This is a genomic window from Herbaspirillum sp. 1173, from assembly GCF_031455335.1.
In the GTDB taxonomy this organism is placed as follows: domain Bacteria; phylum Pseudomonadota; class Gammaproteobacteria; order Burkholderiales; family Burkholderiaceae_D; genus Herbaspirillum; species Herbaspirillum huttiense.
The window spans coordinates 124,327-151,303 of sequence record NZ_JAVDSP010000010.1 but is presented as its reverse complement, the minus strand read 5'-3'; the positions used below and the strand labels follow the sequence as shown (position 1 = coordinate 151,303).

Below are 26,977 nucleotides of genomic sequence, written 5' to 3'. Positions count from 1 at the left end.
TTAACTGCACATCTCCCTGATGTCTTCCGGAATGGGGATGGCCTTGATGCGCGCCGGATCCTCCGGATGGCGAATGGCGAAGACGCGCACGTCGCGGCCTTCGCACAGCAGTTCGCCATCGCGCTTGATCTCGTGCTTCATGACGAAGGTCTTGTCATTCCATTCGACGATGGTGGAATGCACTTCGATGCGGTCGCCATAGGTGGCCGGGCGCACGAAGCGCGAACTGATGTCCACCACGGGCGTGCCGATGATGCCGCGTGTCTTTTCCGTATCACGCCAGGGCGGCACGCCGCATTCATGGAAGAAGTTGCGCGAGGCCGCGTCATACCAGCGGAAGAAATTGGGGAAATACACGATGCCGGCCGGATCGCAATCGCCGAATTCCACGCGCACCGGATGAATGATGGTCTTGCTCATGCGTTCTCCTCGGTGCTCAACGCGGTGCCAGGCGCAATGCGCCATCGAGCCGGATCACTTCGCCATTGAGCGAAAGATTGGTGGCGATATGCAAGGCCAGCTGCGCATATTCCTCGGCCTTGCCCAGGCGCTTGGGGAAGGGGATGGACGAGGCCAGCGATTGCTGCACTTCTTCCGGCAGCTTGTAGAGCAGGGGCGTGAGGAACAGCCCCGGTGCAATGGTCACCACGCGGATGCCGTGTTGCGCCAGATCACGTGCCAGCGGCAGGGTCATGGACGTGATGCCGCCCTTGGACGCCGCATAGCCGGCTTGCCCGACTTGCCCGTCAAAAGCCGCGACCGAGGCGGTCGCCACGATCACGCCGCGCTCGCCCTCGGCCAGCGGCTCGGCCGCGGCCATGCGGGCGGCAGTCAGACGGATGACATTGAAGGTGCCGATCAGGTTGACGTTGACGATGCGGCTGAAATCTTCCAGCGGCATCGGGCTGCCATCTTTGCCGACCATGCGCTTGGCACCGCCGATGCCGGCGCAGTTGATGAGGATGCGTGGTGCGCCGTTGGCTTCCTGTGCGGCATCGAGGGCTGCTGTCACCGACGCGGTGTCGGTGATGTCGCAGCGTGCGGCGTGGCAGCGCAGTTCATCGGCCAAAGCCTGGGCAGCTTCCATGTTGACGTCCAGAATGGAAACGCGGGCCCCGGCCTGGACCAGCTGGCGCGCGGTCTCGGCACCGAGTCCGGAGGCGCCGCCCGTCACCAGGGCGGCTTGTCCTTGCAGTTGCATGAGATGTGTCCTTGTCGAATGAGCGGATCAGCGGGAGGCCGAAGGATTTTCCAGCAGCAGGGCGATGCCCTGGCCGCCGCCGATGCAGGCCGATGCCACGCAGTAGCGCGCACCCCGGCGATTCATCTCGCGCGCGGCCGTGATCGACAGGCGCACGCCGGTCGCGGCCAGCGGATGGCCCAGGGCGATGGCACCGCCGTTGACGTTGAGCTTGTCGCGATCGATGCCCAGCTCACGTTCCACCGCCACGATCTGTGCACCTTGCGCCTCGTTGATCTCGAAGCAGCCGATGTCGGCCACCGTCAGGCCATTGCGTTCGAGCAGGGTGCGGATGGCCGGCACCGGGCCGATGCCCATGATCTCCGGCGGCACACCGGCCACAGCGGCTGCGACGACGCGCGCCAGCGGCTGCTTGTCATGGCGGCGTACGTAATCGCCCGAGGCGACGATGGTGGCGGCCGCTGCATCGACCAGCGCCGAGGAGTTGCCACCGGTCTGTACGCCATCCGGGTAGAGCGTGCGCAGCTTGGCCAGCACCTCCACCGGCGACGGACGCGGATGGGTGTCGGTGGCGGCTTCGCTGGTCTTGCCCTGCAGCTTGATGTGACGATCGTGGTAGCCATCCAGGCGGAAAGTCTCGTTGACGACCGGAACGATCTCGCCCGCGTGGAAGCCGGCCGCCTGTGCCTTGAGCGCGCGCTCGAAGGAATACGCGGCGTATTCATCGACCTCGGCGCGGGTGATGCCATATTTTTTCGCCAGGTTCTCGGCGGTCTGCGGCATGGTGATGCCGGGGGCCGGATCGACCAGCGCTTCCCACATGTAGTCCTGGAATTCCACCGGTGCGCCCAGCTTGAAACCGGTGCGATGGCCGAAGGCGGCAATCGGATTGCGCGTCATCGATTCGCTGCCCACGATCAGCGCGGTCTCGGTGTAGCCACGCTCGATCTGGTCACCGGCCTGGCGGATCAGTTCGAAGCCGGTGCCGCAGATGCGCTGGACCATGATGGCCGGCGTAGTGATCGGCACGCCTGCATACAGGCCGATGTGACGCGGCAGCATGTACTGGTAGGCATCGCCCGGCGCCATGTTGCCGGCCACCACCGAGCCGATGTCGGTCGCGGCGATGCCGGTACGGGCCAGTACTTCGCGCGCCACCTTGATGCCCATGTCGGTGGGCGAGAGCTGGCTGAAGCTGGTGCAGTAATCCACCATGGGCGTACGCACGCCGCCGACGAGCCAGATGTCCTTGAAGCTGGAATAGAACGCTGCTTGTGCCATGTCTGTTGCTTCCTCAGTGAGCGGGGGAGAGCGCGGCCTGTGCGGTCAGCACGGCCGGGTCGGTGCCGGCGTAGAGCGCCTCCACCAGGGCGGCGCGGTGAGTCAGCACCGCACGTTGATTGATCGAACCCTTGTCGGTGATTTCGCCACGGTCGAAGGACGGCGGATCGATCAGGACCAGCGCGCGCGCCACGCGGGTTGAACTGCCGGTGGCATGGGTTTGCAGGCGTTCCAGCAGACCTTGGAAGAAATCGCGTACCGGTGCCGCATTGAGCACGTCGGCCCGCGAGGCCTCCGCAGGCAGGCGCGCCAGCTGGCGGCAGCGCTCGATGTTGGGCACGATCAGCATGCCCACTTCATTGCGGTCCTGGCCGGTGATGACGGCATCCTGCAGATAGGGTGCACCTTCATGCGCAATCAGCGCGCGCAGCGGGCCGACGCTGACCCAGGTGCCGGTGTAGAGCTTGAAGTCCTCGGCCACGCGGCCATCGAACATGAAGCCGCGATCCGGATGGGCCGGGTCCAGCCAGCGCACTGCATCGCCCGAGCGGAAGTAGCCCTCTTCATCGAAGGCCTCGGCCGTCTGTTCCGGCGCGCGCCAGTAACCCGGGGTAACGTTGGGGCCGCGATAGCGGATCTCGATCTTGTCGCCATTGGGGACCAGCTTGATTTCCATGCCCGGCGTGGGGATGCCGATCTGTCCGGCCTGCACTTCCAGGTCGGCCACGAAGAGCGCCGAAGGCGAGGTCTCGGTCATGCCCAGGCCGCAGCACATCACGATGCGTTCGCCACAGGTGGCTTCGGCGGTGGCGTGCAGCTTGTCCCACACCGGTTGCGCCAGGGCGGCACCGGCATAGAACTGCATGCGCAGGCGACTGTAGAATTTTTCGCGCAGGGCCTGGTCTTTCTCCAGCGCGTGGGCGATGCCTTCCCAGCCCACCGGCACGTTGAAATACACGGTCGGCGAAATCTCGTGCAGGTTGGCCAGGGTGGTGGCCAGTCCTTGCGGCGTGGGCTTGCCCTCGTCGATGTACATGGTGCCGCCGTTGTAGATCACGATGCCCACGTTGTGGTTGGCACCGAAAGTGTGGTTCCAGGGCAGCCAGTCGATCAGGATGGGCGGCTCTTCGGCCAGGAAGGGGAAGGTCTGCACGATCATCTGCAGGTTGCTGCACATCATGCGCTGGGTGTTGACGACCGCCTTGGGCATCTTGGTCGAGCCCGAGGTGAAGAGGAACTTGACGATGGTGTCCGGACCGGTGGCGGCGTAGGCACGCTCGACTTCATCGCCTGCGCGGGTGGCTTCCAGTTCCGCATACAGCGTGCATTCGCGTCCGGCAGGCGGTGCTTCGGTGACCACGAATTCGATATCGGGTGCCACCGCATTGACGGCCGCGGCAAACTTCTCGCCATGGGCGGCGAAGATCAGGCCGGGCGTGAGCAACTGCACCGCATGGCGCAGCTTGGCGTAATCCTTGGAGAGCAGCGAATAGGCCGACGATACCGGCGCATAAGGCACGCCTGCATAGTGGCAGCCCAGCACCAGCATGGCGTGCTCGAGGTCGTTTTCGGACAGGATCAGCAGCGGGCGCTCGGCCGAGAGTCCGCGCTGCAGCAGCGCCTGGCCGATGCGGCGTGCGCTTTGCAGGGCCTGGCCATAGCTGATGCGGCGCCATTGGCCATCCTTGTCGCGGCGGGCCATGTAGGTGCGGTCGGGATCGACGGTGGCCCAGTGGATCAGCTTGTCGGTCAGGCGCGCGGGATAGTCGCCCAGCGGCTGCCGGGTCTTGACGATGGAGATGCCCTCAGCACCCGGCACGACGTCAACGCCGCCGATGCCGAACCTGAAGCTGCGATAGCGAGGAGGAGTGTTCATACATGTCTCTGTTGTGTCACCTGCCCGGTCGTGGCCGGGCAGCTGTGTTGTTGTGGTCTTGCGCTGTATTACTGACTTGCTGGCCGCTGTAGTGGCTCTTGTCCGGCCATGCAGGGCCGATTCTTCTGCGTTGCTTTGTTCGTTGCGGCCGTGCTCAGGTCGGCTTGACCTTGTTCTGCTTGTGATCGAGGAAAGCCGCCAGGCGGCCCTTGGTATCGGGATCGCTGCCGGCCACGGCGGCCATGAGCGATTCGGTCATCAGCCCATCCTGGATCGACTGGTCATGGATGCGCGGCAGCACGTGCATGATCCCGTAGTTGGTCATTGGCGCATTGCGGGCGATGCGTTCGGCCAGCTCACGGGCCTTGTCCAGACCGGTGCCGGCGGCCACGCTGTATTGCGAGATGCCGGCCTGGTGGCCTTCTTCGGCCGTCAGCACGCGGCCGGTCAGCATCATGTCCGCCATGCGGGCCACGCCGATCAGGCGCGAGATGCGCACCGAGCCACCGCCGCCGACGAAGAGGCCGCGCTGTCCTTCCGGCAAGCCGTAGAAGGCGCTCGGTTCGGCCACGCGGATGTGGGCCGCCGAAGCCAGCTCCAGTCCGCCGCCGATGACCGCGCCATGCAGTACCGCGATCACCGGTACGCGGCCGAAGGCGATCTGCTCGAAGGCCGCATGCCACATGCGTGAGTGATGCAGGGATTCGGTGGTGTCGCGCTCGCGCAGTTCGGAGAGGTCAAGGCCAGCGCAGAAGTGTTCGCCGATGCCGTGGATGATGGCCACCTTCACGCCCTCCGGCAGATCCTGGAAGCAGTCGCGGATGGCGCGCACCAGCGGATCGTTGAGGGCATTGCGTTTGGCGGCGCGGTTGAGCGCGATCTCGGCGATCGCGCCATGTACTTGGATGTCGAGGAGGTCGCTGGGCTGGTTCATGCTGTCTCTGGTCATGCCGTGGTCGGCGTTTAAATTAGTTATAAGTTATAACGTTTATTCAGTATAAGTAAAGTGGAGGTAAACGCAAGCCCCATGTGACTTCCGTGTTGTGCGAACAAAGTAAAAGCGGGCGATTAACGAACGAAAAATGTGTCGAGGCATGCAGCAGGAATTGCTGCATCGCGTCGCAACGATGACGTGTCGGTGACCGATGGCGCGCCAACCTGCATGGCTGCCGGCGGCTCAAAGAAAAACGCCGGTGTGCACTGCATCACCGGCGTTTCCATGGAGTATCGACAGGCGATTATTTGCCGGTGTCCTTCATGTTTTCGAACTTGTCGAATTCGACGTTGTAGACCTCGCTGCCGACCTTCTCCACCTTGCGGACGTAGACCGTCTGCACGATATCGCGCGTGGCCGGGTCGATGGCGATGGGGCCGCGCGGGCTGGTGAACTTCATGTTCTTGAGAATGGCCATGGCACGGTCGCCATCGATCTTGCCGTTCAGCTTTTTGCTGACCTCGTAGATGGCGTTCATGCCGTCGTAAGCCGCCACCGCCATGAAGTTGGGACGGCCTGCCCCCGGATTGGCGGCAGCAAAGCTCTTGAGGAAGGCCTTGTTCTCCGGCGAATCATGCGCGGCCGAATAGTGGAAGGTGGTGATCACGCCCAGCGTCGAGTCGCCCATGGCGGGCAGCACGTGGTCGTCGGTCAGGTCGCCGGTGGCGATGACCTTGATGCCGGCCTCGGCCAGTCCGCGTTCGCGATAGCCCTTCATGAAGGCGATGCCCTGTTCGCCCGCCGGCACGAAGATGAACACCGCCTCCGGTTTGGCATCCTTGATGCGCTGGATGTAGGGCGCGAACTCAGGATTGCGCAGCGGCACCCGGATCGATTCCAGGACCTGGCCGCCACCGCCCAGCAGGTTGGTCTTGAAGGCGGTCTCGGCATCGATGCCCGGCCCGTAATCGGCTACCAGCGTGACTACGCGCTTGATGCCGTTCTTCAGCGCCCAGGTCGCCATGGGGCCCGAGACCTGCGGCAGCGTCATCGAAAAGCGCGCGATGTAGCTGGACTTGGTGGTGATGACGGAGCTGGCCGCGTTCATGACGATCATCGGCTTCTTCGCTTGTTCAGCGATGGGCGCTACCGCCAGCGCCTCGGGCGTAAGGCCGAAGCCGGCCAGGAAATCCACCTTGTCGCGCACCACCAGTTCCTGTGCCAGGCGCTTGGCGATCTCGGGCGAGGGACCGGTGGTGTCCTTGATGATGACCTGGATTTTCTTGCCGGCGACCGTGTCGCCATGCTGCGCCATGTAGGCCTTGATGCCGCCTTCCATCTGCTTGCCGTAATCGGCGAAGGGTCCGGAGAAGGCGGCGATCAGGCCGACCTTGATGGTTTCCTGAGCGTGCGCCGGCGATGTCAGCAAGCTGACGGAGGCCGTGATCACGGCCAATCCTGCGAGTTTTTTCAACCTCATTTTTCAGTCTCCTTTGTGATTGTAGTGAGCGATGCTGCGCGGGCGGTTCTGCTGCCGTCCTGATTGTCGCATCGCCGGTCCGACTGTTGCGGACGGACGACGTATCGTTTTCCCTTCCTTGGCTCGCCTTGTTGACAAAGCGTCGGTGCCGACAATAGTATCGCACCATCCGTTCGGTAAACAAACCGATGTGCGGTTACCGAACGGCTAATAAAAGTTATAAAAAATAAGAAACAAGCCAGAGACGAGACGCTTCATTCTGCGATGTCCGCTAGTCGGCATCGACCAACTCGCATTTACAAAGTGGCGTGGAAAACGCCGCAGCAACACGCATGCCGATGGCGTTGACCATGGGGCAGGGGGCGTTTTTGCCCGCGCTTCCGGAAGATGCCGCGTCGGCGACGGGAATTCGCAAGAGGCAGTTGAGGTAATCGAAGGGACTGACATCAAGGGAAGTCACCCGGCCGGCGAGCAGCGAATCGCTGGCGTGCGCCTGGAGGAGGGCGTGCGCCGGCAGCGAGCCGGCCATTCACCATTCAATGAAATCAGGAGGAGATGGCAATGACAAGAACAACCACCCTGCGTGCAGTGGCCCTGGCCGCTGCCGCATGTGCAATGACCGCGGGTGCGGCGGGCTCGGCCATGGCGCAGAGTTCGGTGACCATTTACGGCATCATCGATACCGGCGTGGTCTACACCACCAACGCCAATGCCAACGGCAATTCGGTCTTCAAGATGCCGTCGCTGACGGGCAGCTTCCCGTCGCGCATCGGCTTCCGTGGTACGGAAGATCTGGGCGGCGGACTGCAGGCAATATTCGTGCTGGAAAGCGGCTTTGCTCCCGACACCGGCGCCATGGGACAGGGTAACCGCATCTTCGGGCGCCAGTCGTATGTGGGCCTGAAGAGCGATTGGGGCCAGGTCACCCTGGGCCGCCAGATCAACATGACCTACATCTCGCAGCTCAAGACGGACGTGATGGGTCCCAACATCTTCGCCATCGGCAGCATCGACCCGTATCTGCCCAATGCCCGCAGCGACAATTCCATCGGCTACCTCGGCAGCTTCAGCGGCTTTACGCTGGGCGCGACCTACAGCTTCGGACGCGACAGCTCGGCCACCGGCGGTCCGGCTGCCACCAACTGTGCCGGCGAAGTGGCCGGCAACAGCAAGGCCTGCCGCCAGGTTACGGGCTTGCTGGGCTACGATGGCAAGGGCTGGGGCGTGACTTCCTCCTATGACATCCTGTATGGCAACACCGGCGCCTCCGGTGGCCTCACCAGCAGCGACAACAGCGATCAGCGCATCACCTTGAACGGTTACTTCATGATCGGTGATGTCAAGATCGGCGGCGGCGTGGTCGATCGCCGTACCCGCGCAGCCAACAACACCAATACCGATTCCGATCTCTACTACCTGGGCGTGAGCTATCCGTTGACCACCGCACTGGTGCTGGATGCGCAGGTCTCGCGCCTGGACGTGAAGAACAGCCCGAACGATGTCACCCTGTCAGTGGCACGCCTCACCTACAACCTGTCCAAGCGCACGGCGCTCTACACTTCGCTGGGCTACATCAAGAACGGCGGTACGTCGGCCGTGGCCGTCGATGCCGGCGGGTCGGTGGGTGCGGGCAAGAACCAGCTGGGTGTGATGTCGGGCATTCGTCACACCTTCTGATTCTGATCGGTGATGGAAAAGCAGTCTTGAGGAGGATGGCGCACCCGGATATCCGAGGGGCGCCGACATCCGCAGCATGGCAAAGGCAGGGTCTGTTTTTGTCTTCGGTCCGCCTCCCCGGTGGGGAGTGCGGACCTGTTTTTTACGGCAGCAGCACGGACAATTCCTGTGCGCCACGCAGCAGCACCGGCAGGATCTCTTCTTCCATCTGTGCCACCGACACGCGCGCGGCCTGTGCGCCCACGTTCAGTGCGGCCAGCACATTGCCGGAGGCGCCGCGTACCGGTACGGCGATGGAGCGCAGGCCGACTTCCAGTTCTTCATCGATGACCGCATAGCCCTGCGCACGCACACCGGCCAGGATGTCGCGCAGACGCTTTTGCGACACCACGGTCTTGTCGGTCAGGGCGCGCAGCTTGACCTTCTCGAAGTAGGCTTTGAGCTGATCATCCGGCAGGTGCGCCAGCATGGCGCGGCCCAGCGAAGTGCAGTAGGCGGGCAGGCGACTGCCGGTATTGAGTGCCACCGACATCACGCGCGAAGTGGCCGAGCGAGCGACGTAGAGCACTTCATTGTCGTCCAGCACGGCCAGCGAGCAGGACTCGCCGAGCGTGCGGCTGATGTTGTTCAGGTAGGGCTGTGCAGAAACGGTCAGCGGGGTGGACGACAAATAGGAGTAGCCCAGCGTCAGGATCTTGGGGCGCAGCGAAAAATTGTTGACGTCCGAATCGGCATAGCCGAGTTGCTTCAGGGTATGCAGGCAGCGCCGCACGGCAGCGCGCGGGATGCCGGTCTTCTGGCTGATCTGGGCGATGGTCAGGCTGCGGCGCGAATCGCTGAAGGCACGGATCACCGCCAGGCCCCGGGCCAGCGAGGTCATGAAGCTGGGGTCGGTGAGGGCATCGATTTCTTCGGCGATGGTCAGCTCGCGTTCAGCCTCGGGCGCGCTGGCCGCCGGCTCCTGGTCCCTCGCCTTGCTGCGCCGGCTGGCGGCCGGGGCGGGTTTGAGCGGCTTGGCGTCCTTGACGGCAGCGGTGCTCTTGGCGGCGGTCTTGCGGGTCTTGGCAGCAGGGGCGGTGGACATGGGCGCGAATGGACTCTCTGGTCGGATGGTTCAGGACGATGCATCAGCGGGGCAGCTCGGATTTCCCGCCATACCTCAGTGCGTCAGGATTTTAACGTTTTGTGCGGCAAGCGAACACATCCTGCGGGTTTTTCTTGACGGCCGTCAAGCCGGATCGCTAAACTCTTTTTGTGCGAAAATCAAACATTAGTTCGGTGATCGAACATTCTGGTGCAGAAAACGTCACGCTGCAAATACCTCCGGAATGCCCGTCCACACCGGCAGAGACGAGTCCCAACCGCCTGGCTGAACGGCAAGAACAAGGTCAGCGAGGCAATCCGCAGGCGCAGCTGGAAGCGCCGCATCTACAGTGAGAGCAACGTGATCAATAAAATTTCTGACTCTTTGGAGCAGGCGGTGGCTGACATCCATGATGGCGCCACCATCATGATCGGTGGTTTCGGCAATGCCGGCATGCCCTCGGCCCTGATCGATGTGCTGATCGCCCAGGGCGCGCGCGACCTGACCATCGTCAACAACAATGCCGGCAACGGCGATACGGGTCTGGCGGCGCTGCTCAAGACCAAGCGCGTCAAGAAGATCATCTGTTCCTTCCCGCGCCAGACTGATTCCCACGTCTTCGATGCGCTCTATCGCGCCGGTGAAATCGAACTGGAACTGACTCCGCAAGGCAACCTGGCCGAGCGCATCCGCGCCGCCGGTGCCGGCATCGGCGGTTTCTTCAGCCCGACCGGCTACGGCACCATGCTGGCCGAAGGCAAGGAAACCCGCCTCATCGATGGCAAGCACTACGTGCTGGAGTCACCCATCCATGCCGACTTCGCGCTCATCAAGGCGCTGCGCGGCGACCGCTGGGGCAACCTGGTGTATCGCAAGACGGCGCGCAACTTCGGTCCCATCATGGCGATGGCGGCCAAGGTCACCATTGCGCAAGTCACCGAGGTGGTGGAACTGGGCCAGCTCGATCCGGAAAACATCATCACGCCCGGCATCTTCGTGCAGCGGATCGTGCAAACCAAGGAGGCACAGCAATGAAGCGCTTTACCCGTGAAGAGATCGCCGCCCGCGTGGCGCAGGACATCCCCGAGGGCGCCTACGTGAACCTGGGTATCGGCCTGCCGACCAAGGTCGCCAACTACCTGCCGGCCGACAAGGAAATTTTCCTGCACAGCGAAAACGGCGTACTGGGCATGGGCCCGGCCCCGGCCCCCGGCGAAGAAGACGAAGACCTCATCAATGCCGGCAAGCAGCCGGTGACGCTCCTGACCGGCGGTTCCTACTTCCATCACGCGGATTCGTTCTCGATGATGCGCGGGGGCCACCTGGACATCTGCGTGCTGGGTGCCTTCCAGGTCTCGGCCAAGGGTGACCTGGCCAACTGGCACACCGGCGCACCGGATGCCATCCCCGCCGTGGGCGGTGCGATGGACCTGGCCATCGGTGCCAAGCAGGTCTTCGTGATGATGGACCACCAGACCAAGACCGGCGAAAGCAAGCTGGTGGAGGCCTGCTCCTATCCGCTCACCGGCATCGGCTGCGTCAACCGCATCTACACCGACCTGGCCGTCATCGACGTGACCCCGCAAGGCCTGCAGGTGCGCGAGATTGTCGAGGGCCTGTCCTTTGCGCAATTGCAGGAACTGACCGGCGCACCGCTGCGCCCGGCCGCCTGATTCCGCTTAACTTGTTTGCAGTTTTCGCTGTGAGGAATGCATGAAAGACGTATTTATCTGTGACGCCATCCGCACCCCCATCGGCCGCTATGGCGGCGCGCTCAAGGACGTGCGCGCCGACGACCTGGGTGCAGTGCCGCTGCGCGCGCTCATGGAGCGCAACCCGCAGGTGGACTGGAAGGCGGTCGATGACGTGATCTATGGCTGCGCCAACCAGGCCGGCGAAGACAACCGCAATGTGGCACGCATGTCGCTGCTGCTGGCGGGCCTGCCGCAGGAAGTGCCGGGCAGCACCATCAACCGCCTGTGCGGCTCGGGTATGGATGCGCTGGGTACGGCTGCGCGCGCCATCAAGTCCGGTGAAACGCAGTTGATGATTGCCGGTGGCGTCGAATCGATGACCCGCGCGCCCTTCGTGATGGGCAAGGCCGACAGTGCCTTCTCGCGCCAGGCGGCGATCCAGGACACCACCATCGGCTGGCGTTTCGTCAATGCGCTGATGAAGCAGAAGTATGGCGTGGACGCCATGCCGGAGACGGCCGAGAATGTCGCCGTCGATTTCAAGGTCAGCCGCGAAGACCAGGATCAGTTCGCCGTGCGCAGCCAGGCCAAGGCCGCCGCCGCGCAAGCCAATGGCAACCTGGCACAGGAAATCGTGCCGGTGGTGATCCCGCAGAAGAAGGGCGACCCGATCACCGTGACCCAGGATGAACATCCGCGTGCGACCAGCATGGAAGCGCTGGCCCGCCTGAAGGGCGTGGTCAGGCCCGACGGCACGGTCACGGCCGGCAATGCGTCCGGCGTCAACGATGGCGCCTGCGCCTTGCTGCTGGCCAGTGCCGATGCCGTCGAGAAGTACCAGCTCAAGCCGCGCGCCCGCATCCTGGGCATGGCCACGGCCGGCGTCGCACCGCGCATCATGGGCATGGGCCCGGCCCCGGCCAGCAAGAAAGTGCTGGCGCAACTGGGCATGACGATTGATCAGATGGACGTGATCGAACTCAACGAAGCCTTCGCCTCGCAAGGGCTGGCCGTGTTGCGCGAACTGGGCGTGGCCGATGATGACGCACGCGTCAATCCGAACGGCGGTGCCATCGCCCTCGGCCATCCGCTGGGCATGAGCGGTGCGCGCCTGGTGACCACTGCCACCTACCAGCTGGAACGCACCGGTGGCCGTTATGCGCTGTGCACCATGTGCATCGGCGTGGGGCAGGGGATCGCGATGGTGATCGAGCGCGTGTGATGCGTTCGGGATGGCGCGGCCGGGCAGCCGTGTCGCGCCATCCATGAAGATCGCAAGGGTCTTCGTGAAAATTGATCAAGCATGAATTGAGGCAGGCGCAGCACAATAGAAAAATAATTTATATCGATTTCCAAGCGGCCACAAAAAAACAGAGCCGCAGGCCAGAAGAGGAGACCAACCGCATCATGCATTCGCATCATGACTGCGCGCCGCGTTCGGCTGCGCCCGCTCGTCCTTGCCGGGGAGGTGTGCCATGCTAGGCAACTTCCTTGGCGTGCTCTTCGATGGCATTGCCTACGGCAGCCTCCTGTTTCTCATCAGCGTGGGCCTGTCGGTGACGATGGGGATGATGAACTTCATCAACCTCGCCCACGGCGCCTTTGCCATGCTGGGCGGGTATGTCTGCGTGACGCTGCTCAATCGCATCGGCGTTCCTTTCCTGGCGACCTTGCCACTGGCCTTCATCGCGGCCGCCGCGGTCGGTCTGATCCTCGAACGTTCCCTCTATCGCCGTCTCTACAAGGCCAGCCACCTCGACCAGGTGCTGTTTTCCATCGGCCTGACCTTCATGGCCGTGGCCGGGGCCACCTGGCAATGGGGGCCGACCCAGCAGCCTGTGGTGCTGCCGGATTGGCTGCGCGGACAGGTCTCGTTGCTGGGGCTGGATGTGGGGGCGTATCGCGTCTTCCTGATCGGCGTGGTGGTGATCGTGACGGTGGCGCTGGGCCTCCTGATCGAGCGTACCCGCTTTGGTGCACAGATCCGCGCCTCGGTCGACAACCAGGTGGCGGCAGCGGGGCTGGGCATCAACGTCAGCCGCGTGTTCAGCCTGACCTTTGCACTGGGGTCGGGCCTGGCCGGTCTCGGTGGCGGCCTGGGCATTGACGTGCTGGGGCTGGACCCGACCTTCCCGGTCAAATACATGGTCTACTTCCTGCTGGTGGTGGCCGTGGGCGGGGCGGGCACCATCAAGGGGCCGCTGCTGGCCGCGCTGATCCTGGGCGTGTTCGACGTCGCCGGAAAATATTATGTGCCGGAGATCGGCGCCTTCGTCATCTATGGCCTGATGGTGGTGTTGCTGATCCTGTTCCCGGCCGGACTGATGCGGAGGCGCGGATGAGCAGCACCAGCAATTCAACCCGAGCGGCCGCCAAGCCGGTCCTGCGCCTGCCCAATGATCGCTGGACTCCCTTGGAGATCCTCTTCTGGCTGCTGCCGATGGCGGCCTATTTCCTCTTCCCCGATTACCTGGTGCTGATCAGCCAGATCATGATCGTGGGCCTGTTCGCCGTCTCGCTGGATCTGATCCTGGGCTATGCCGGCATCGTTTCGCTGGGGCATGCCGCCTTCTTCGGCCTGGGGGCCTACACGGCCGGGCTGCTGGCCGTGCATGGCTGGGGCGAGCCGATCACGGGGCTGTTGCTGGCGGCCATCGTGGCGGCTGTCGCCGGTTTTCTGGTGAGCTTCCTGGTGGTGCGCGGAGCGGACCTCACGCGTCTGATGGTCACGCTGGGCATAGGACTGATGCTGTTCGAGGCGGCCAACAAGGCGGCCTTCATCACCGGTGGTGTGGATGGCTTGTCCGGCATGGTGATGGGCAAGATCTTCGGTGTCTTCGAGTTCGACCTCAACGGACGCGTGGCTTATGGCTACAGTTTCGCGGTGCTGTTGCTGCTGTTCGTGGTGCTGCGGCGGATGGTGAATTCACCCTTCGGGCTGGGCTTGCGCGGCATCCGCGAAGGTGGCCGCCGCATGCCGGCCATCGGTGCCGATGTCAATCGCCGCCTGGTCGTCATCTTCACCGTGGCCGCTGCGGTGGCCGGTGTGGCCGGTGCCCTGCTGGCGCAGACCACGCAGTTTGTCGGGCTGGATGTGCTGGGTTTCCCGCGGTCGGCAGAGCTGCTCATCATCCTGGTGCTGGGCGGTACCGGCCGCCTCTATGGCGGACTGGTTGGTGCGCTGGTCTACATGCTGGCGCAGGATTACCTGTCCGGACTCAATCCGGCCTACTGGCAATTCTGGATCGGCCTGCTGCTGATCGTCATCGTTCTCTTCGCGCGCGGTGGCCTGCTCGGCGGGCTGGCGGTGCTGCGTGACAAGTTCTTCAAGGGAGGCCGAGCATGAGCCCGCATCCAGCCGATACCACCTTGCGCACCGAAGGCCTGAGCAAACGCTGGGGCAGCTTCGTGGCCAACAGCGATATCTCGCTGACCTTCACACCCGGCGCGCGCCACGCCTTGATCGGTCCCAATGGCGCCGGCAAGACCACCTTCATCAATCTGCTCACGGGCGGCTTTGCGCCCAGCGGGGGCAAGGTATGGTTCGGTGGCGAGGATATCACCGCCTTGGCCCAGCATGAACGCGTCAAGCGCGGCATGACCCGCACCTTCCAGATCAATACGCTTTTTGCCGGACTCACGGTGCTGGAGTCGGTGATCCTGGCGATCCAGGAGCGGCGCGGCCTGCAATACAAGTGGTACCAGACCGTGGCCAGCCAGACCGACGTTGTCGATGAAGCCATGGCCTTGCTGGAGTCCCTCAAGCTGGCGCAGGAAGCCAACAGCATCACGCGCAGCCTGGCCTATGGCAAGCAGCGGCTGGTGGAGATTGCATTGGCCCTGGCGACTCAGCCCAAGGTGCTGTTGCTGGACGAGCCAGCCGCCGGCATTCCCTCGGCGGAAAGCCGTGAACTCTTCGAAGTGATTGCGCAGCTGCCACGCGAGGTGACCATCGTCTTCATCGAACATGACATGGGGCTGGTGTTCCGCTTCGCCGAGCGCATCACGGTGCTGGTCGGCGGCAAGGTGCTGGTGGAGGGCACGCCGGCGGAGATTGCGGCTGACCAGCGCGTCAAGGAAGTCTATCTGGGGGAGGCCGAACATGCCTGATCTGCTGGCACTGGACAAGGTGAGCGCCGGTTATGGCGACTCCATCGTCCTGGAAGAGGTGTCCTTCTCGATGCAGGAAGGCGAGAGCCTGGCCCTGCTGGGGCGCAATGGCGTGGGGAAGACCAGTCTGTTGATCACGCTCATGGGACTGACGCGCCTGCATGGCGGCAGCATTCACTGGCGTGGCAGCAACATTGCGCGCGTGCCGACCCACAAGCGCGCGCACGCCGGGCTGGGCTGGGTGCCGCAGGAGCGTTTCATGTTTCCTTCGCTGTCGGTGGAGGAACACCTGACGGTGGTGGAGCGTGGCGGAAAATGGAACTTGCAGAAGATTTATTCGATTTTTCCCCGCCTGCATGAGCGCCGCCACAACATGGGCAACCAGCTCTCCGGGGGCGAGCAGCAGATGCTGGCCATTGCGCGCGCGCTGATGGTGAGCCCCAGCATCCTCTTGCTGGATGAACCGATGGAAGGGCTGGCCCCGATCATCGTGCAGGAACTGCTGAAGGTGATCCGCCGCCTGGTCAGTGAAGAAGGGATGTCGGTGATCGTGGTGGAGCAGCATGCACGCATGGCGCTGTCGCTGACGCAGCGGGCCATCGTGCTCGATCGCGGCCGCATCGTGCATGCCTCGGACAGCCAGAGCCTGCTGGACGATGGCCAGACATTGGATAGGCTGGTAGCGGTAGCCTGAGGCTCAGTCTTCCTGGCAATCCGGGTCGCGCAAGCGCGCGAGCGGCGCACGGCTCTGCGGATTGTTCTCGTGCACCAGCTTGTCCAGCAGCAGCATGAACTGTTGCTGCTCGGCTGCATCAAGGGGCGCCAGGATGCGCTTGCGCAGGCGCTGCAGGCCGGGGATCAGTTCTTCCAGCAGGGCTTCGCCGGCCTGCGTGATGCGCAATGCGCGCTGGCGGCGGTTGTGCGGAATGACTTCGCGCACCAGCAATCCCTTTTCTTCCAGCCGGGCGCAGACCGTGGCACCGGTGGAAGTGTCGATGGCGACCAGTCCTGACAAGCTCACCTGGTCGATGCCGGGATGGTTCGACAGCATGCGCAGGATGGCGTATTGCACCGGGGTAATGATGCCGCCGGTTTCGTCATGGAAGATCGACACCGAAATCTGCTGCGCCCGCCGCAACAGGTGGCCGGGGTGCTCGTAGAGATCGATGAGCTGGCTTTCGTCCTTGGGTGGCGTGGTCTGTGGCATGGCGGATGAGGTCGGATGCAATCAGGTAATGGATGAGCTGCAGGGTGATGACGGCGATGCGGCAGTGTACGGTCCGCAAGGTTTTCCCTCAATCAATTGATGCAACGCGCAACGAAAAAAGTCCGCCAGCGCGTTTACTTGCGCTGCGGATTGGCGGATACTTTTCTAACATTCAGTGTACTGAATATTAAAACAGATAAATGCGAGACCCGACAGGATCTGGATCAAGCCGCCTGCGGAAAAGAACAAGCTGGAGCAGTCCATCAAGAATGGCACTGGCCTTGGAAGGCCGGTGCCGGTTGAGGAATTCACCCAAGGAGACCGTCATGTTCCCCAAGAATGCCTGGTACGTCGCCTGCACGCCCGACGAAATCGAAAGCAAGCCCCTGGGCCGCCAGATCTGCGGCGAGAAGATCGTGTTCTATCGTGGCGCCGAAGGCAAGGTCGCCGCCGTTGAGGATTTCTGTCCGCATCGCGGTGCGCCGCTGTCGCTGGGCTTCGTGCGGGAAGGGCAGCTGGTATGCGGCTATCACGGCCTGGAGATGGGTTGTGATGGACATACGCGCAGCATGCCGGGCCAGCGCGTGCGCGGCTTCCCCTGCATTCGCAGCTTCCCTGTAGTGGAGCGTTACGGCTTCATCTGGGTATGGCCCGGTGACAAGGAGCAGGCCGATCCGGCGCAGATCCATCATCTGGAATGGGCTGAGAATCCGGAGTGGGCCTATGGAGGTGGCTTGTATCACATCAACTGCGACTACCGCCTGATGATCGACAACCTCATGGACCTCACGCACGAGACTTATGTGCACGCCTCCAGCATCGGCCAGAAGGAGATTGACGAAGCGCCGGTCAATACGCGGGTGGAGGGTGAACAGGTCATCACCAGCCGCTTCATGGAGAACATCATGCCGCCGCCGTTCTGGCGCATGGCCTTGCGAGGCAATGGATTGGCCGATGAGGTGCCGGTGGATCGCTGGCAGATCTGCCGCTTCTCGCCGCCCAGCCACGTGATGATTGAAGTGGGCGTGGCGCATGCAGGCAAGGGCGGTTACGAGGCCGGACCGGAGCACAAGGCTTCTTCCATCGTGGTGGATTTCATCACGCCCGAGACCGAAACGTCGCACTGGTATTTCTGGGGCATGGCGCGGCACTTCCGTCCTGAGGACAAGGAGCTGACCAATACCATCCGCGAAGGGCAGGGCAAGATCTTCGGCGAGGACCGCGAGATGCTGGAGCTGCAGCAGGCCAATCTGCTGAAGTATCCCGAGCGCCGCCTGCTGGCGCTCAACATCGATGCCGGTGGCGTGCAGTCGCGCAAGGTGCTGGACAAGTGGCTGGCGCGCGAAGCCGATTCCGGCAAGGCTGCAGCAGCCTGAGGAGTGACGATGACGACATTGCAGGTCAAGGTTGCGGCGCGCCGCGAGGAAGCCGACAGCATCGTCGGACTGGAGCTGGTCTCGGTGGATGGTTCGCGCTTGCCGGGTTTTACCGCCGGTGCGCATATCGACGTGCATCTGCCGGGCGGCTTGCTGCGCCAGTATTCGCTGTGCAATGCGCCGCATGAGCAGCATCGCTACCAGATCGGTGTATTGCGCGATGCCAATTCGCGCGGTGGTTCGGTGGCGGTGCACGATGCGTTGAAGGTCGGTGATCTGCTCACTATCGGCGTGCCGCGCAACCAGTTTGCGCTGGTGCCGGCGCAGCACAGCCTGCTGCTGGCGGGTGGCATCGGTGTGACGCCCATTCTGTGCATGGCCGAGGCGCTGGCGGCTTCCGGGGCGTCTTTCGAAATGCATTACTGCGCCCGTTCGCCTGCACGCCAGGCGTTTCGCGAGCGCATTGCCGGGTCAGGATTTGCGGACCGCGTGGTGCATCACTATGACGATGGTGATGCCGCGCAGAAGCTTGATCTGGAGGCCTTGCTGTCACAGTCTGATCCGGCTACCCATCTTTACGTCTGCGGTCCTGCCGGCTTCATCGCGCATGTGGTGAAGACTGCCCGGGCGCGCGGCTGGCCGGAGTCGCAGGTTCATTTCGAATACTTTGGTGCGGCGCCGGTAACAGCCGATGGCAATGGCGCGTTTGACGTGAAGCTGGCCAGCAGCGGGCAGGTCTACACCATTCCCGCCGACCGCACGGTGATCCAGGTTTTGTGCGAACACGGTGTGGATGTGCCGGTGTCCTGCGAGCAGGGCATCTGCGGGACCTGTCTCACGCGTGTGCTGGAGGGTGAGCCGGATCACCGTGATCAGTACCTGACCGATGAGGAAAGGGCGGCCAATGATCAGTTCACGCCTTGCTGTTCCCGGGCTCGCAGTTCGTTGCTGGTGCTGGATCTGTAATGTTCTGAAGCAGTATTGTCCTGCGTCGTAAATCATTTATACAAATTAAAACCTGAGGAGACATGATGAGCGAGATGATCGATACCCGGCGCCGCCACCTGGTGCTGGCCGGAACCGCACTGGCTGCGATGGGCGCACCTCTGGTCGCGCGAGCAGCGGAGGTGTTGAAGGTCGGGCTGATCGTGCCGATGTCGGGGCCGTTTGCTTCGACCGGGCGGCAGATCGAGGCAGCGGTGAAGCTGTATCAGCAGAAGTTCGGCGACAGCGTGGCCGGGCGCAAGGTGGAGATCCTGTTGAAGGATGATGGCGGCGTTTCTCCGGATGTGACCAAGCGGCTGGCGCAGGAGCTGGTGGCGCGGGACAAGGCGCAGGTCCTGATGGGATTCGGGTTGACGCCCTTGGCGCTGGCGGCCGCGCCCATTGCGACGCAGGCCAAGGTGCCGATGATCGTGACGGCAGCGGCAACGTCGATCATTCCGCAGCGCTCGCCTTATATCGTGCGCACTGGCTTTACGCTGGCGCAGGTGACTTCGCCGCTGGCCTCTTGGGCTGCCAAGAACGGCATCAAGAGTGTAGTGACCTTTGTTTCCGATTACGGGCCGGGGCTGGATGCTGAGAAAGTGTTCGTGAAGACTTTTTCCGAGGCCGGTGGCAAGGTCGTGGAAAGCGTGCGCGTGCCCTTGCGTAATCCGGACTACGCGCCCTTCCTGCAGCGGGTGAAAGACGCCAAGCCGCAGGCTTTGTTCGTTTTTGTACCTTCCGGGGAAGGCGCTGCCGTGTTGAAGCAGTTCACCGAGCGGGGATTGGCGGCGGCAGGGATTCGTCTGATCTGCACCGGCGATGTGCTCGATGATGACCTGATGGCCGGGATTGGCGCAGCTGCCAAGGATGTGGTGAGCAGTCATCATTATTCGGCGGCGCATCCCTCTGCAGCCAACAAGGAATATGTCGATGCCATGGCCAAGGCCAACAAGGGAATGCGCGCCAACTTCCATTCCGTTGGAGCCTATGACGGAATGCATCTGCTCTATGAATCGCTCAAGAAGACCGGGGGCGATGCGGACGGTGAGAAGCTGCTGGCTGCCATGAAAGGGATGAGCTGGGAGAGCGTGCGGGGGCCGGTTTCCATCGATGCTTCTACTCGCGATATCGTGCAGACGGTTTATATGCGCAAGGCTGAGTTGCGCGGGGCTGAGTTCTATAACGTGGAGTTTGATCAGGTGGAGAAGGTGCGAGATCCTGGGGTTTGATTGTCTTTGGTTTTGGCGTAGTCTGCACGGATTTCTTTCCTGCGCTCTAGCTTAATTCTTATCATTCTCCGGTCGGGAGAACGCGCCGGGAGCGGCCCGGCAGCCGCTCACTTTTCTTGTCTCGCCAAGAAAAGTAAGCAAAAGAAGGCGACCCCAAAGAGCCAGCCCTCCTTCGGAGGGTCCCCGCCGCAGCGAAGCGAAAAGTGGGAAGGATAGAGTCGCTTCGCTCCCACTATCCTTCTGATCCACTTTTCGCTCCGCTGCGACGGCTGGCTCTATGGGGACGGCACCCCCGACGGGCTCGCCTTCGGCCTCGCGGGGTCTCCTACTCGCCTTCGGCTTTGGTTGGGTTTGCTGTTTGGGGGAGTCTGCACGGAAATCTTTCCTGCGCTCTAGCTTAATTCTTTTCCCTCTCCGGTCGGAACGGAGCGCCGGGGGCGGCCCGGCAGCCGCTCACTTTTCTTGTCTCGCCAAGAAAAGTAAGCAAAAGAAGGCGACCCCAAAGAGCCAGCCCTCCTTCGGAGGGTCCCCGCCGCAGCAGAGCGAAAAGTGGGAAGGATAGAGTCGCTTCGCTCCGACTATCCTTCTGATCCACTTTTCGCTCCGCTGCGGCGGCTGGCTCTATGGGGACGGCACCCCCCCACGGGCTCGCCTGCGGCCTCGCCTCGTCTCCTACTCGCCTTCGGCTTTGGTCGGGGTTGGTATGCTTCTCTCGCATTGAGATGGATATCGACAGATAATCTTTCCTCCCCTCTTTTCGAAAGACCCAATCATGACCCTGACCACCCAACGCTGGGATCTCACCTGGAAAAAATTGGGTCTGGTTTGCCCCGATACGCACTTGTTTGACTCGGTCCTCTCACACTACCGCGAACCCCATCGCCACTATCACACCCTTCAACACCTCGATGAATGCTTTGCAAAGTGGGAAGAGCTGCACACCGAGTCCTCCCACCCTGGCGAAGTTGAACTGGCACTCTGGTTTCATGACGTCATCTATGACGTCAAACGTCACGACAACGAAGAAAAGAGCGCGGAGTGGGCGCGGCGTTGTCTGCAGGATGCCGGCGCATCGGAAGAGATTGCACAGCGCGTGCATGCACTGGTGATGGCAACCCGGCACCATCAGCCCAGCGTGGAGGGTGACGCGTCGTTATTGGTGGATGTGGACTTGTCGATATTGGCCGCGCCACCGGATCGTTTTGAAGAATACGAACGGCAGATTCGTGCGGAATACGACTATGTTCCGCTAGCGTTGTTCATGCAAGAGCGGAAGAAGATTCTGCAAGGGTTCTTGAATCGTCCGTGGATATACCGAACGAAGACCTTTTTCGACCGCTATGAGGCAACAGCGAGAAAGAATTTGGAGGGGGCTCTCGAAGGACTATAGTGAGAAAGTCCGAAGCCGAAGGCGAGTAGTGTCCGTCGCGATGCCGAAGGCGAGCCGGGCAGGCTGTCCGCATCTGCGCCGCCGCTTCGGTACCCAATAAAACGGATCAGAAAAATAATCGGAGCGAAGCGACTTTATTTTTCCCGTTTTATTGGGTACTGAAGCGGGGACCCTCCGAAGGAGGGCGGCGGAGTTGCGGTCGCCTTCTTTTGCTTACTTTTCTTGGCGAGACAAGAAAAGTGAGCGGCTGCCGGGCCGCCCCCGGCGCGTTCTCCCGACCGGAGAGAGATAAGAATTAAGCTAGAGCGCAGGAAGAAATTCCGTGCAGACTACGCCCAAAAACCTAACACCATCAAAGCCCGCCGATAAACCCAAGAACCAATTCAGCAAACGCAACAGGCTGCTCAACAGCACTGACATGAGAGGCATCGGCAATGACCTCAAGCCGAGAGCCAGCGATACCGTCCACCAATGCCTGAGCCATGGCAACCGGCGTCCCCTGATCCAGCTCTCCTGCGATCACCAGCGTAGGGACAAGAATGGCCCCCAACCGGGACGAAGTATCAACAGTCCCGACAGCATGACAGCACCCCGCATACCCCACCGCATCGGTAGTGACCAGCCGCTGCCGATAGCGCGCCACGGTAGCCGCCTGAGCAGCACGGAACCCCTCATGGAAATACCGCCCCATGACCGCATCCGCAATCACCTCGATCCCTTGATCCCGCACGGTAGCAATCCGCTGCTGCCAAACCTCGCGCGCCGCATCAGGATAGGCGGAGGTGGTGTTGGCCAGCACCAGTGCCCGCACCAGCCCCGGATGGCGCAAGGCCAGCTCCTGCCCCACCATGCCCCCCATGGACAAGCCCACCCACACCACCGGCCCCGTATCCAGCTCCCGCAACAAGCGCGCAGCATCATCAGCCAGGTCCGCCATGCTGTAGAGCCCGTCGACCTTCTCCGAACTGCCATGCCCGCGATGATCGTAAGCGATCACCCGGCAATCGGCCGCCAGCAGATTGGCCAGTCCGTCCCACATCATCAGGTCGGTGCCCAGCGCATGCGACAGCACCACCGTATGCCGCGGCGCCTTGCCATTGCGCGGCTCCCGCAAGGTGTAATGCAGCGCCGGTGAAGAAGAAGTGCGCCCCTCACGCCCCACCCCAGGATGCACGCTGGCAGCAGGCGCCTGCGGCACCACCGCGTAACCGATCTGCTCACCCACTTCACGCAGGATCTTCTGCGCATGCGTGAACGCCGTATTGCCCGCCGGCACACCCGCATAAACCGAAGCCTGGATCATCACTTCCTTCATCTCATCCGGCGTCAACCGCGTAGCCGGATCGGCAGTCAGCCCGGCGCGCACGTGCAGTTCAAATTCTTCCCAGCGTCCCAGCGCAATGGTGATGGCCAACACGATGATGCGCCGGGTCTTGTGGTCCAGCCCGGGACGGCCCCAGATTTCATTCCAGGCAAAGCGCGTGATCAGGTTCTGGAAATCGGCATTGAAATTGGTGGCGTTGGCCACCGAACGGTCAACCCATTGGTCGCCCAGCACACTGCGGCGATTGCGCATGCCGCGCTCGAAATCATGGTCCAGCGGATCGTAGCTCATGAGGTGTTCTCTTTTGTCTCGTGATGTGGAGGATGGTGGAGAAATCAGTGGTTCAGCGCGCCAGCATCGTGCGCAAATGTTCAAGCTGCCCTTCAGCAATGCGGCGCGCAGGCCGCGTCGCCTGCACCGGATCGAACAGCCCGCGCAACATGGCCAGGTCGATCTCCTTGCCCAGCTGCGCATCGGCCTGTACGGCATCGACCAGCACATCGACCAGTTGCGCGCCATCGGCCACGGCCTTGCGCGTGAGCTGCTCCAGCAGACTGTGCGCACGCGGACGGCCGATCACGCCCGCCAGTGCAATCGATGCGGATTCGGCAAACACCAATCCCTGCAGCGCATCGATGTTGCGCAACATGCGCGCCTCGTCAATGACCAGTGCGGCAAACGCATCATTGAGCGCACGCAAGGCCCCGTGCACGCCCAGGAACAAGCCCGGCCATTCGGCCAGTTCGGCCTGCCAGTTGCCCAGCCCGCGTTCGTGCTGCTGCGACATCGCCCCCAGCAGCGCAGCGGCCTGCTGCGGCGCACGGGTGGCAGCGGCCAGGGCGATCATGGACGACACCGGATTGCGCTTGTGCGGCATCGCCGATGATCCGCCCCGGCCATTGCCGGAAGGCTCGGCCAGTTCGGCAATTTCACCCTGCGCCATCAGCGACAGGTCAGTCGCGATCTTGCCCAGGCTGCCCGCCAGCACGGCCATCTCGGTACCCAGCCGTATCCATTCGTCGCGCTGGGTATGCCACGCCGCATCGGGTGTCTTCAAGCCGAGCGCCGCAGCCATCCGTGCGGCCACGGCCGGCCCCTTCTCACCGAGTACGGCCAGCGTGCCTACTGCGCCGCCCAGTTGCAGCTGCAGGGCGCGTTCGGCCAGCGCCTGCAGTTGCGCGCGCGAGCGCAGCAGGGGGGCGGCCCAGTTGCAGAACTTCAAGCCCAGGCTGGTGACTTGCGCCGGTTGCATCAGCGTGCGCGCCAGCACCGGCGTATCCAGATGGGATTGCGACAAGTCCAGCAGGCGCTGCGCCAGCTGGCCCAGTTCGCCATCGACCAGTCGCAGGGCCTCACGCGTAACCAGTACCATGGCCGTATCCAGCACGTCCTGGCTGGTACTGCCCCAGTGCACATGGGTGGCGGCTTCCTCGCTGTAGAGGGCGACCGTGCGCTGCAATTCCTTGACCAGAGGAATGGCCAGCGCACCGGCACGGCGGCCGGCGACGATGAGCGCGTTGATGTCGTAGAGCGGGGCGCGGCATACGCTGGCGATGGCGCGCGCGGCGGCCTCGGGGATGATGCCCTCGGCGGCTTCGGCCTCGGCCAGGACTTGTTCGAAGCGCAGCATGGCTTGCACCACCGCCTGGTCGTCGAACACCGCAATCATGTCGGATGTGGTGAGGAAGCTGTCGAAGATCGAAACGCTCATGAAGTCTCCATTGCTTGCCCGTCCGGCGCGATCCAACGCAAACGGGATCCGGCAGGCCAAAGCCTGCGGATCCCCTCGCGCGTCACGCCGTAACGGGCGTTCAGGTGTAGTCGAAGAATACCGTCTCGCTCGCGCCCTGCATGTGAATATTCCACAGGTAGCTGCCATCGGCTTGCTTGCGGGCGATCAGGGTGTGGCGGCGGTCAGCCGGGACCTGCTCCAGCAGGGCCGATTGCGCCAACGCCGGATCATCTTCCAGGAAGACGGCCGTGAACTGGTGCTTGACCAGCCCGCGTGCAAACACGGTCACATAAGCCACCGGCTTGCCGGCCGGCGCCTGCGGCTGCGAAATCGAAAAAGTGAACCCGCCCTCTTCATTGGTGGGCACGCGGCGATATCCGGGAATGGCATGTGAAGTTTCTGCCGCAGCGCTGCCCGGCAGCCAGGCTTCGGCCCAGGCGTCGTTGACGGGGACGCCGTCGCCATCGATGATGGCGCCCTTGATCTTGACCTGCGGCGCGCTGCTTTCCACGCGCGAAGTCAGTTCCACGGCCCAGGCCCAGGCTTCGTGCGGGAAGGGGCCGATGGTTTGCGAAGTGGTGATGTTGCTCATGTGGTCTCCTGCCTTGTGTTCAGATGCCCATGGGCGTGGCGTTGCGGCCGCGCAGGACGATGTCGAATTCATAGCCCAGCATCTTGTCGTCCACCGTCTCCTCCAGCGAGAAGCGCGAAATCAGGCGCTGGCGGGCGGCTTCGTCAGGGATGCTCTGGAAGATCGGGTCATAGGCGAACAGCGGATCATTGGGGAAATACATCTGCGTCACCAGGCGCTGCGCATAGACGTTGCCGAACAGCGAGAAGTGGATGTGCGCCGGACGCCAGGCCTTGTGGTGATTGCCCCAGGGATACGGGCCGGGCTTGATGGAGACGAAGCGATAGCGGCCATTGTCATCGGTAAGCATCTTGCCGAAGCCGGTGAAGTTCGGGTCCAGCGGTGCATCGTGCTGGTCCTTCTTGTGGAAGTAGCGGCCGGCGGCATTGCACTGCCAGACTTCCAGCAGGGAATTGCGCACCGGCTTGCCGTCTTCATCGAGCACGCGGCCGGTGACGACGATCTTCTCGCCCAGCGGCTCGCCCTTGCCTTGCGCGGTCAGGTCCATGTCGTGCGGCAGGATCAGCTTGGGCGAGGCGAACAGGTTGGTGCCGGTGGCGGTCTCGTCGCGCACGCGCAGCGGCGCTTGCGTGGGGCCGCGCTTGGCGGTGGACTTGTACGGGGGATAGATCAGTTCCGGATAGACACCGGGTTCGATGGCATCGAATTGCATGAGGTCTCCTCAGTCGACGGGGTGAATGCGGCGTCGTCTTCGGATTCCTTGCCTGCCGGAATGGGCGAATGGCGCGCCGTGCTTGGGTGTGGACAGATAGTAGGCAAGCCGATCCCCGCTCTCAAGGCCAACGCAGCGCAGCATATCCGCCCTGCGCCCGCTTTGTGCGAGAATCGCACAAATGGCCGATTTTCTGCAGCGAACGGAAGACGGTGCGCATCAGCTTGTTTTATCCACAGGGCAGGGAAACATGCAGCAAGAACACATCGAAGAAGTGGAGGAGGGCGCAGACGGTCCTCTCAAGCGTGACCTGGTCGCCGGTCTGGAAAAGGGCCTGCAGGTGATCGAAGCGTTTGACCAGGAGCGCTCGCGCCTGACCATCGCCGAGGTGGCGCAACTGACGGGCCTGACCCGCGCTGCCGCGCGCCGCTATCTCATCACGCTCACGCACCTGGGCTACATGCGGCACGACAACAAGACCTTCTCGCTCACGCCCTTGGTGCTGCGGCTGGGCCAGTCCTACCTGCATTCGGCGCGGCTGCCGCGCATCGTGCAGCCGCTGCTGTACCGGCTGGCGTATTCGCTGGGCGAGGCAGCCTCCTGCGGGGTGCTTGATCATGACCAGCTGGTATGCGTGGCGGCGGTGAGCGCGGGGCAACTGGTATCGACCACCTTGCAGCCGGGTACGCGTGTGCCGGCCTACTGCACCGCCAATGGGCGCATCCTGCTGGCCAATCTGCCACCGGCGCAGCTCGATGCCATTCTCGCGCGTGCCCAGCCGGAGGCCATCACGGCCCATACCATCACCGACGTCGAACGATTGGGACTGGAAATCGCGCGCGCCCGCGCACAGGGTTATGCGCTGGTGGACCAGGAACTGGAACTGGGCTTGCGTACCATGGCCGTGCCGGTGCGCAACTTCCGTGGCGAGGTGGTGGCGGCGATGAACATCAGCGTGCATGCGGCCCGCATGAAACTGGAAGACATGGTGGAACGCTGCCTGCCGGCCATGCTGAAGATTCAGGTGGAGCTGGGAGCGCTATTGTGAGGCGTGGCTGACTTTCGAAGATGGCGCACGGATTTTCGTTTTT

General features: G+C 62.9%; 26 protein-coding genes. 13 read left to right on the top strand and 13 right to left on the bottom strand.

What is annotated here, in order from left to right:
* The 7 genes from J2X56_RS23815 to J2X56_RS23785 form a co-directional block, all read right to left on the bottom strand.
* Nucleotides 1-420, bottom strand: coding sequence for a thioesterase family protein (locus J2X56_RS23815; protein ID WP_039783928.1), 420 nt, complete (start codon nt 418-420; stop codon nt 1-3).
* A 16-nt stretch (nt 421-436) separates the two neighbouring features.
* Entirely contained in the window at nt 437-1,201 is a 765-nt protein-coding gene (locus J2X56_RS23810; RefSeq protein ID WP_310163253.1) for an SDR family NAD(P)-dependent oxidoreductase, read from the bottom strand.
* Nucleotides 1,202-1,228: 27 nt separating this feature from the next.
* A complete protein-coding gene (locus tag J2X56_RS23805) occupies nt 1,229-2,482 on the bottom strand; it encodes a thiolase family protein (RefSeq protein WP_310163248.1) in 1,254 nt (417 codons plus the stop codon).
* Between the two features lie 13 nt (nt 2,483-2,495).
* Nucleotides 2,496-4,358, bottom strand: a complete 1,863-nt coding sequence (locus J2X56_RS23800) for a feruloyl-CoA synthase (RefSeq protein WP_121045757.1) — start codon at nt 4,356-4,358, stop codon at nt 2,496-2,498.
* Nucleotides 4,359-4,512: 154 nt separating this feature from the next.
* Nucleotides 4,513-5,292, bottom strand: coding sequence for a crotonase/enoyl-CoA hydratase family protein (locus J2X56_RS23795; RefSeq protein ID WP_121045758.1), 780 nt, complete (start codon nt 5,290-5,292; stop codon nt 4,513-4,515).
* Nucleotides 5,293-5,596: 304 nt separating this feature from the next.
* Nucleotides 5,597-6,772: an ABC transporter substrate-binding protein gene (locus J2X56_RS23790; protein WP_310163244.1), complete on the bottom strand. Its 1,176-nt coding sequence runs from the start codon at nt 6,770-6,772 to the stop codon at nt 5,597-5,599.
* A 271-nt stretch (nt 6,773-7,043) separates the two neighbouring features.
* Entirely contained in the window at nt 7,044-7,301 is a 258-nt protein-coding gene (locus J2X56_RS23785; RefSeq protein ID WP_310163242.1) for a hypothetical protein, read from the bottom strand.
* A gap of 32 nt (nt 7,302-7,333) precedes the next feature.
* Between J2X56_RS23785 and J2X56_RS23780 the strand changes: the two genes are divergently transcribed.
* Nucleotides 7,334-8,449: a porin gene (locus J2X56_RS23780; protein ID WP_121045760.1), complete on the top strand. Its 1,116-nt coding sequence runs from the start codon at nt 7,334-7,336 to the stop codon at nt 8,447-8,449.
* A 142-nt stretch (nt 8,450-8,591) separates the two neighbouring features.
* Here J2X56_RS23780 and J2X56_RS23775 read toward each other — a convergent pair whose 3' ends face one another.
* Nucleotides 8,592-9,533, bottom strand: a complete 942-nt coding sequence (locus J2X56_RS23775) for an IclR family transcriptional regulator C-terminal domain-containing protein (RefSeq protein ID WP_252696387.1) — start codon at nt 9,531-9,533, stop codon at nt 8,592-8,594.
* A gap of 360 nt (nt 9,534-9,893) precedes the next feature.
* Between J2X56_RS23775 and J2X56_RS23770 the strand changes: the two genes are divergently transcribed.
* The 7 genes from J2X56_RS23770 to J2X56_RS23740 all read left to right on the top strand — a co-directional run bounded on the left by J2X56_RS23770 (nt 9,894) and on the right by J2X56_RS23740 (nt 16,031).
* Nucleotides 9,894-10,568 carry a 3-oxoacid CoA-transferase subunit A gene (locus tag J2X56_RS23770; protein ID WP_310163236.1) on the top strand — a complete coding sequence of 225 codons (675 nt, stop codon included), beginning with the start codon at nt 9,894-9,896 and terminating at the stop codon, nt 10,566-10,568.
* Nucleotides 10,565-11,206 carry a CoA transferase subunit B gene (locus J2X56_RS23765; RefSeq protein WP_088756063.1) on the top strand — a complete coding sequence of 214 codons (642 nt, stop codon included), beginning with the start codon at nt 10,565-10,567 and terminating at the stop codon, nt 11,204-11,206. Before J2X56_RS23770 ends, J2X56_RS23765 begins: the two co-directional genes overlap by 4 nt.
* 40 nt (nt 11,207-11,246) lie before the next feature.
* On the top strand, nt 11,247-12,449 hold the full coding sequence (pcaF, locus tag J2X56_RS23760; RefSeq protein WP_034336216.1) for a 3-oxoadipyl-CoA thiolase: 1,203 nt from the start codon (nt 11,247-11,249) through the stop codon (nt 12,447-12,449).
* Between the two features lie 253 nt (nt 12,450-12,702).
* On the top strand, nt 12,703-13,569 hold the full coding sequence (locus J2X56_RS23755; protein WP_310163229.1) for a branched-chain amino acid ABC transporter permease: 867 nt from the start codon (nt 12,703-12,705) through the stop codon (nt 13,567-13,569).
* Nucleotides 13,566-14,573 carry a branched-chain amino acid ABC transporter permease gene (locus tag J2X56_RS23750; RefSeq protein WP_310163226.1) on the top strand — a complete coding sequence of 336 codons (1,008 nt, stop codon included), beginning with the start codon at nt 13,566-13,568 and terminating at the stop codon, nt 14,571-14,573. Before J2X56_RS23755 ends, J2X56_RS23750 begins: the two co-directional genes overlap by 4 nt.
* Nucleotides 14,570-15,337 carry an ABC transporter ATP-binding protein gene (locus J2X56_RS23745; RefSeq protein WP_310163223.1) on the top strand — a complete coding sequence of 256 codons (768 nt, stop codon included), beginning with the start codon at nt 14,570-14,572 and terminating at the stop codon, nt 15,335-15,337. Before J2X56_RS23750 ends, J2X56_RS23745 begins: the two co-directional genes overlap by 4 nt.
* Nucleotides 15,330-16,031: an ABC transporter ATP-binding protein gene (locus J2X56_RS23740; RefSeq protein WP_310163219.1), complete on the top strand. Its 702-nt coding sequence runs from the start codon at nt 15,330-15,332 to the stop codon at nt 16,029-16,031. The genes J2X56_RS23745 and J2X56_RS23740 overlap by 8 nt, the downstream gene beginning before the upstream one ends.
* Before the next feature lie 3 nt (nt 16,032-16,034).
* On the opposite strand, the gene J2X56_RS23735 is transcribed toward J2X56_RS23740, so the two are convergent.
* Entirely contained in the window at nt 16,035-16,544 is a 510-nt protein-coding gene (locus J2X56_RS23735; protein ID WP_310163216.1) for a MarR family transcriptional regulator, read from the bottom strand.
* Between the two features lie 326 nt (nt 16,545-16,870).
* Here J2X56_RS23735 and J2X56_RS23730 point away from each other — a divergent pair, with 326 nt between their 5' ends.
* The 4 genes from J2X56_RS23730 (at nt 16,871) to J2X56_RS23715 (ending at nt 21,526) form a co-directional block, all read left to right on the top strand.
* The gene (locus J2X56_RS23730) at nt 16,871-17,920 is read left to right on the top strand and encodes an aromatic ring-hydroxylating dioxygenase subunit alpha (RefSeq protein ID WP_310163212.1); all 1,050 of its coding nucleotides are present in this window, start codon (nt 16,871-16,873) and stop codon (nt 17,918-17,920) included.
* Between the two features lie 9 nt (nt 17,921-17,929).
* Entirely contained in the window at nt 17,930-18,886 is a 957-nt protein-coding gene (locus J2X56_RS23725) for a PDR/VanB family oxidoreductase (RefSeq protein ID WP_310163209.1), read from the top strand.
* A 62-nt stretch (nt 18,887-18,948) separates the two neighbouring features.
* The gene (locus tag J2X56_RS23720) at nt 18,949-20,136 is read left to right on the top strand and encodes an ABC transporter substrate-binding protein (RefSeq protein ID WP_409025226.1); all 1,188 of its coding nucleotides are present in this window, start codon (nt 18,949-18,951) and stop codon (nt 20,134-20,136) included.
* A 772-nt stretch (nt 20,137-20,908) separates the two neighbouring features.
* A complete protein-coding gene (locus tag J2X56_RS23715; protein ID WP_310163206.1) occupies nt 20,909-21,526 on the top strand; it encodes a hypothetical protein in 618 nt (205 codons plus the stop codon).
* Between the two features lie 352 nt (nt 21,527-21,878).
* Here J2X56_RS23715 and pcaD read toward each other — a convergent pair whose 3' ends face one another.
* The 4 genes from pcaD to pcaH all read right to left on the bottom strand — a co-directional run bounded on the left by pcaD (nt 21,879) and on the right by pcaH (nt 25,886).
* Entirely contained in the window at nt 21,879-23,141 is a 1,263-nt protein-coding gene (pcaD, locus tag J2X56_RS23710; RefSeq protein ID WP_204727114.1) for a 3-oxoadipate enol-lactonase, read from the bottom strand.
* Between the two features lie 52 nt (nt 23,142-23,193).
* Nucleotides 23,194-24,561: a 3-carboxy-cis,cis-muconate cycloisomerase gene (gene pcaB, locus J2X56_RS23705; RefSeq protein ID WP_252697557.1), complete on the bottom strand. Its 1,368-nt coding sequence runs from the start codon at nt 24,559-24,561 to the stop codon at nt 23,194-23,196.
* A 100-nt stretch (nt 24,562-24,661) separates the two neighbouring features.
* Nucleotides 24,662-25,174 (bottom strand): protocatechuate 3,4-dioxygenase, encoded by a 513-nt coding sequence (locus tag J2X56_RS23700; RefSeq protein WP_209569256.1) that lies wholly within the window; start codon nt 25,172-25,174, stop codon nt 24,662-24,664.
* A 19-nt stretch (nt 25,175-25,193) separates the two neighbouring features.
* The gene (gene pcaH / locus J2X56_RS23695) at nt 25,194-25,886 is read right to left on the bottom strand and encodes a protocatechuate 3,4-dioxygenase subunit beta (RefSeq protein ID WP_034336159.1); all 693 of its coding nucleotides are present in this window, start codon (nt 25,884-25,886) and stop codon (nt 25,194-25,196) included.
* Nucleotides 25,887-26,136: 250 nt separating this feature from the next.
* Between pcaH and J2X56_RS23690 the strand changes: the two genes are divergently transcribed.
* Nucleotides 26,137-26,934: an IclR family transcriptional regulator C-terminal domain-containing protein gene (locus J2X56_RS23690; protein WP_121045773.1), complete on the top strand. Its 798-nt coding sequence runs from the start codon at nt 26,137-26,139 to the stop codon at nt 26,932-26,934.
* Nucleotides 26,935-26,977 lie beyond the last annotated feature (43 nt).

Coding starts and splice junctions, on each gene's coding strand:
- J2X56_RS23815 (WP_039783928.1), bottom strand. CDS start 420: ATGAGCAAGACCATCATTCATCCGGTGCGCGTGGAATTCGGCGATTGC.
- J2X56_RS23810 (WP_310163253.1), bottom strand. CDS start 1,201: ATGCAACTGCAAGGACAAGCCGCCCTGGTGACGGGCGGCGCCTCCGGA.
- J2X56_RS23805 (WP_310163248.1), bottom strand. CDS start 2,482: ATGGCACAAGCAGCGTTCTATTCCAGCTTCAAGGACATCTGGCTCGTC.
- J2X56_RS23800 (WP_121045757.1), bottom strand. CDS start 4,358: ATGAACACTCCTCCTCGCTATCGCAGCTTCAGGTTCGGCATCGGCGGC.
- J2X56_RS23795 (WP_121045758.1), bottom strand. CDS start 5,292: ATGAACCAGCCCAGCGACCTCCTCGACATCCAAGTACATGGCGCGATC.
- J2X56_RS23790 (WP_310163244.1), bottom strand. CDS start 6,772: ATGAGGTTGAAAAAACTCGCAGGATTGGCCGTGATCACGGCCTCCGTC.
- J2X56_RS23785 (WP_310163242.1), bottom strand. CDS start 7,301: ATGGCCGGCTCGCTGCCGGCGCACGCCCTCCTCCAGGCGCACGCCAGC.
- J2X56_RS23780 (WP_121045760.1), top strand. CDS start 7,334: ATGACAAGAACAACCACCCTGCGTGCAGTGGCCCTGGCCGCTGCCGCA.
- J2X56_RS23775 (WP_252696387.1), bottom strand. CDS start 9,533: ATGTCCACCGCCCCTGCTGCCAAGACCCGCAAGACCGCCGCCAAGAGC.
- J2X56_RS23765 (WP_088756063.1), top strand. CDS start 10,565: ATGAAGCGCTTTACCCGTGAAGAGATCGCCGCCCGCGTGGCGCAGGAC.
- pcaF (WP_034336216.1), top strand. CDS start 11,247: ATGAAAGACGTATTTATCTGTGACGCCATCCGCACCCCCATCGGCCGC.
- J2X56_RS23755 (WP_310163229.1), top strand. CDS start 12,703: ATGCTAGGCAACTTCCTTGGCGTGCTCTTCGATGGCATTGCCTACGGC.
- J2X56_RS23750 (WP_310163226.1), top strand. CDS start 13,566: ATGAGCAGCACCAGCAATTCAACCCGAGCGGCCGCCAAGCCGGTCCTG.
- J2X56_RS23745 (WP_310163223.1), top strand. CDS start 14,570: ATGAGCCCGCATCCAGCCGATACCACCTTGCGCACCGAAGGCCTGAGC.
- J2X56_RS23740 (WP_310163219.1), top strand. CDS start 15,330: ATGCCTGATCTGCTGGCACTGGACAAGGTGAGCGCCGGTTATGGCGAC.
- J2X56_RS23735 (WP_310163216.1), bottom strand. CDS start 16,544: ATGCCACAGACCACGCCACCCAAGGACGAAAGCCAGCTCATCGATCTC.
- J2X56_RS23730 (WP_310163212.1), top strand. CDS start 16,871: ATGTTCCCCAAGAATGCCTGGTACGTCGCCTGCACGCCCGACGAAATC.
- J2X56_RS23725 (WP_310163209.1), top strand. CDS start 17,930: ATGACGACATTGCAGGTCAAGGTTGCGGCGCGCCGCGAGGAAGCCGAC.
- J2X56_RS23720 (WP_409025226.1), top strand. CDS start 18,949: ATGATGAGCGAGATGATCGATACCCGGCGCCGCCACCTGGTGCTGGCC.
- J2X56_RS23715 (WP_310163206.1), top strand. CDS start 20,909: ATGACCCTGACCACCCAACGCTGGGATCTCACCTGGAAAAAATTGGGT.
- pcaD (WP_204727114.1), bottom strand. CDS start 23,141: ATGAGCTACGATCCGCTGGACCATGATTTCGAGCGCGGCATGCGCAAT.
- pcaB (WP_252697557.1), bottom strand. CDS start 24,561: ATGAGCGTTTCGATCTTCGACAGCTTCCTCACCACATCCGACATGATT.
- J2X56_RS23700 (WP_209569256.1), bottom strand. CDS start 25,174: ATGAGCAACATCACCACTTCGCAAACCATCGGCCCCTTCCCGCACGAA.
- pcaH (WP_034336159.1), bottom strand. CDS start 25,886: ATGCAATTCGATGCCATCGAACCCGGTGTCTATCCGGAACTGATCTAT.
- J2X56_RS23690 (WP_121045773.1), top strand. CDS start 26,137: ATGCAGCAAGAACACATCGAAGAAGTGGAGGAGGGCGCAGACGGTCCT.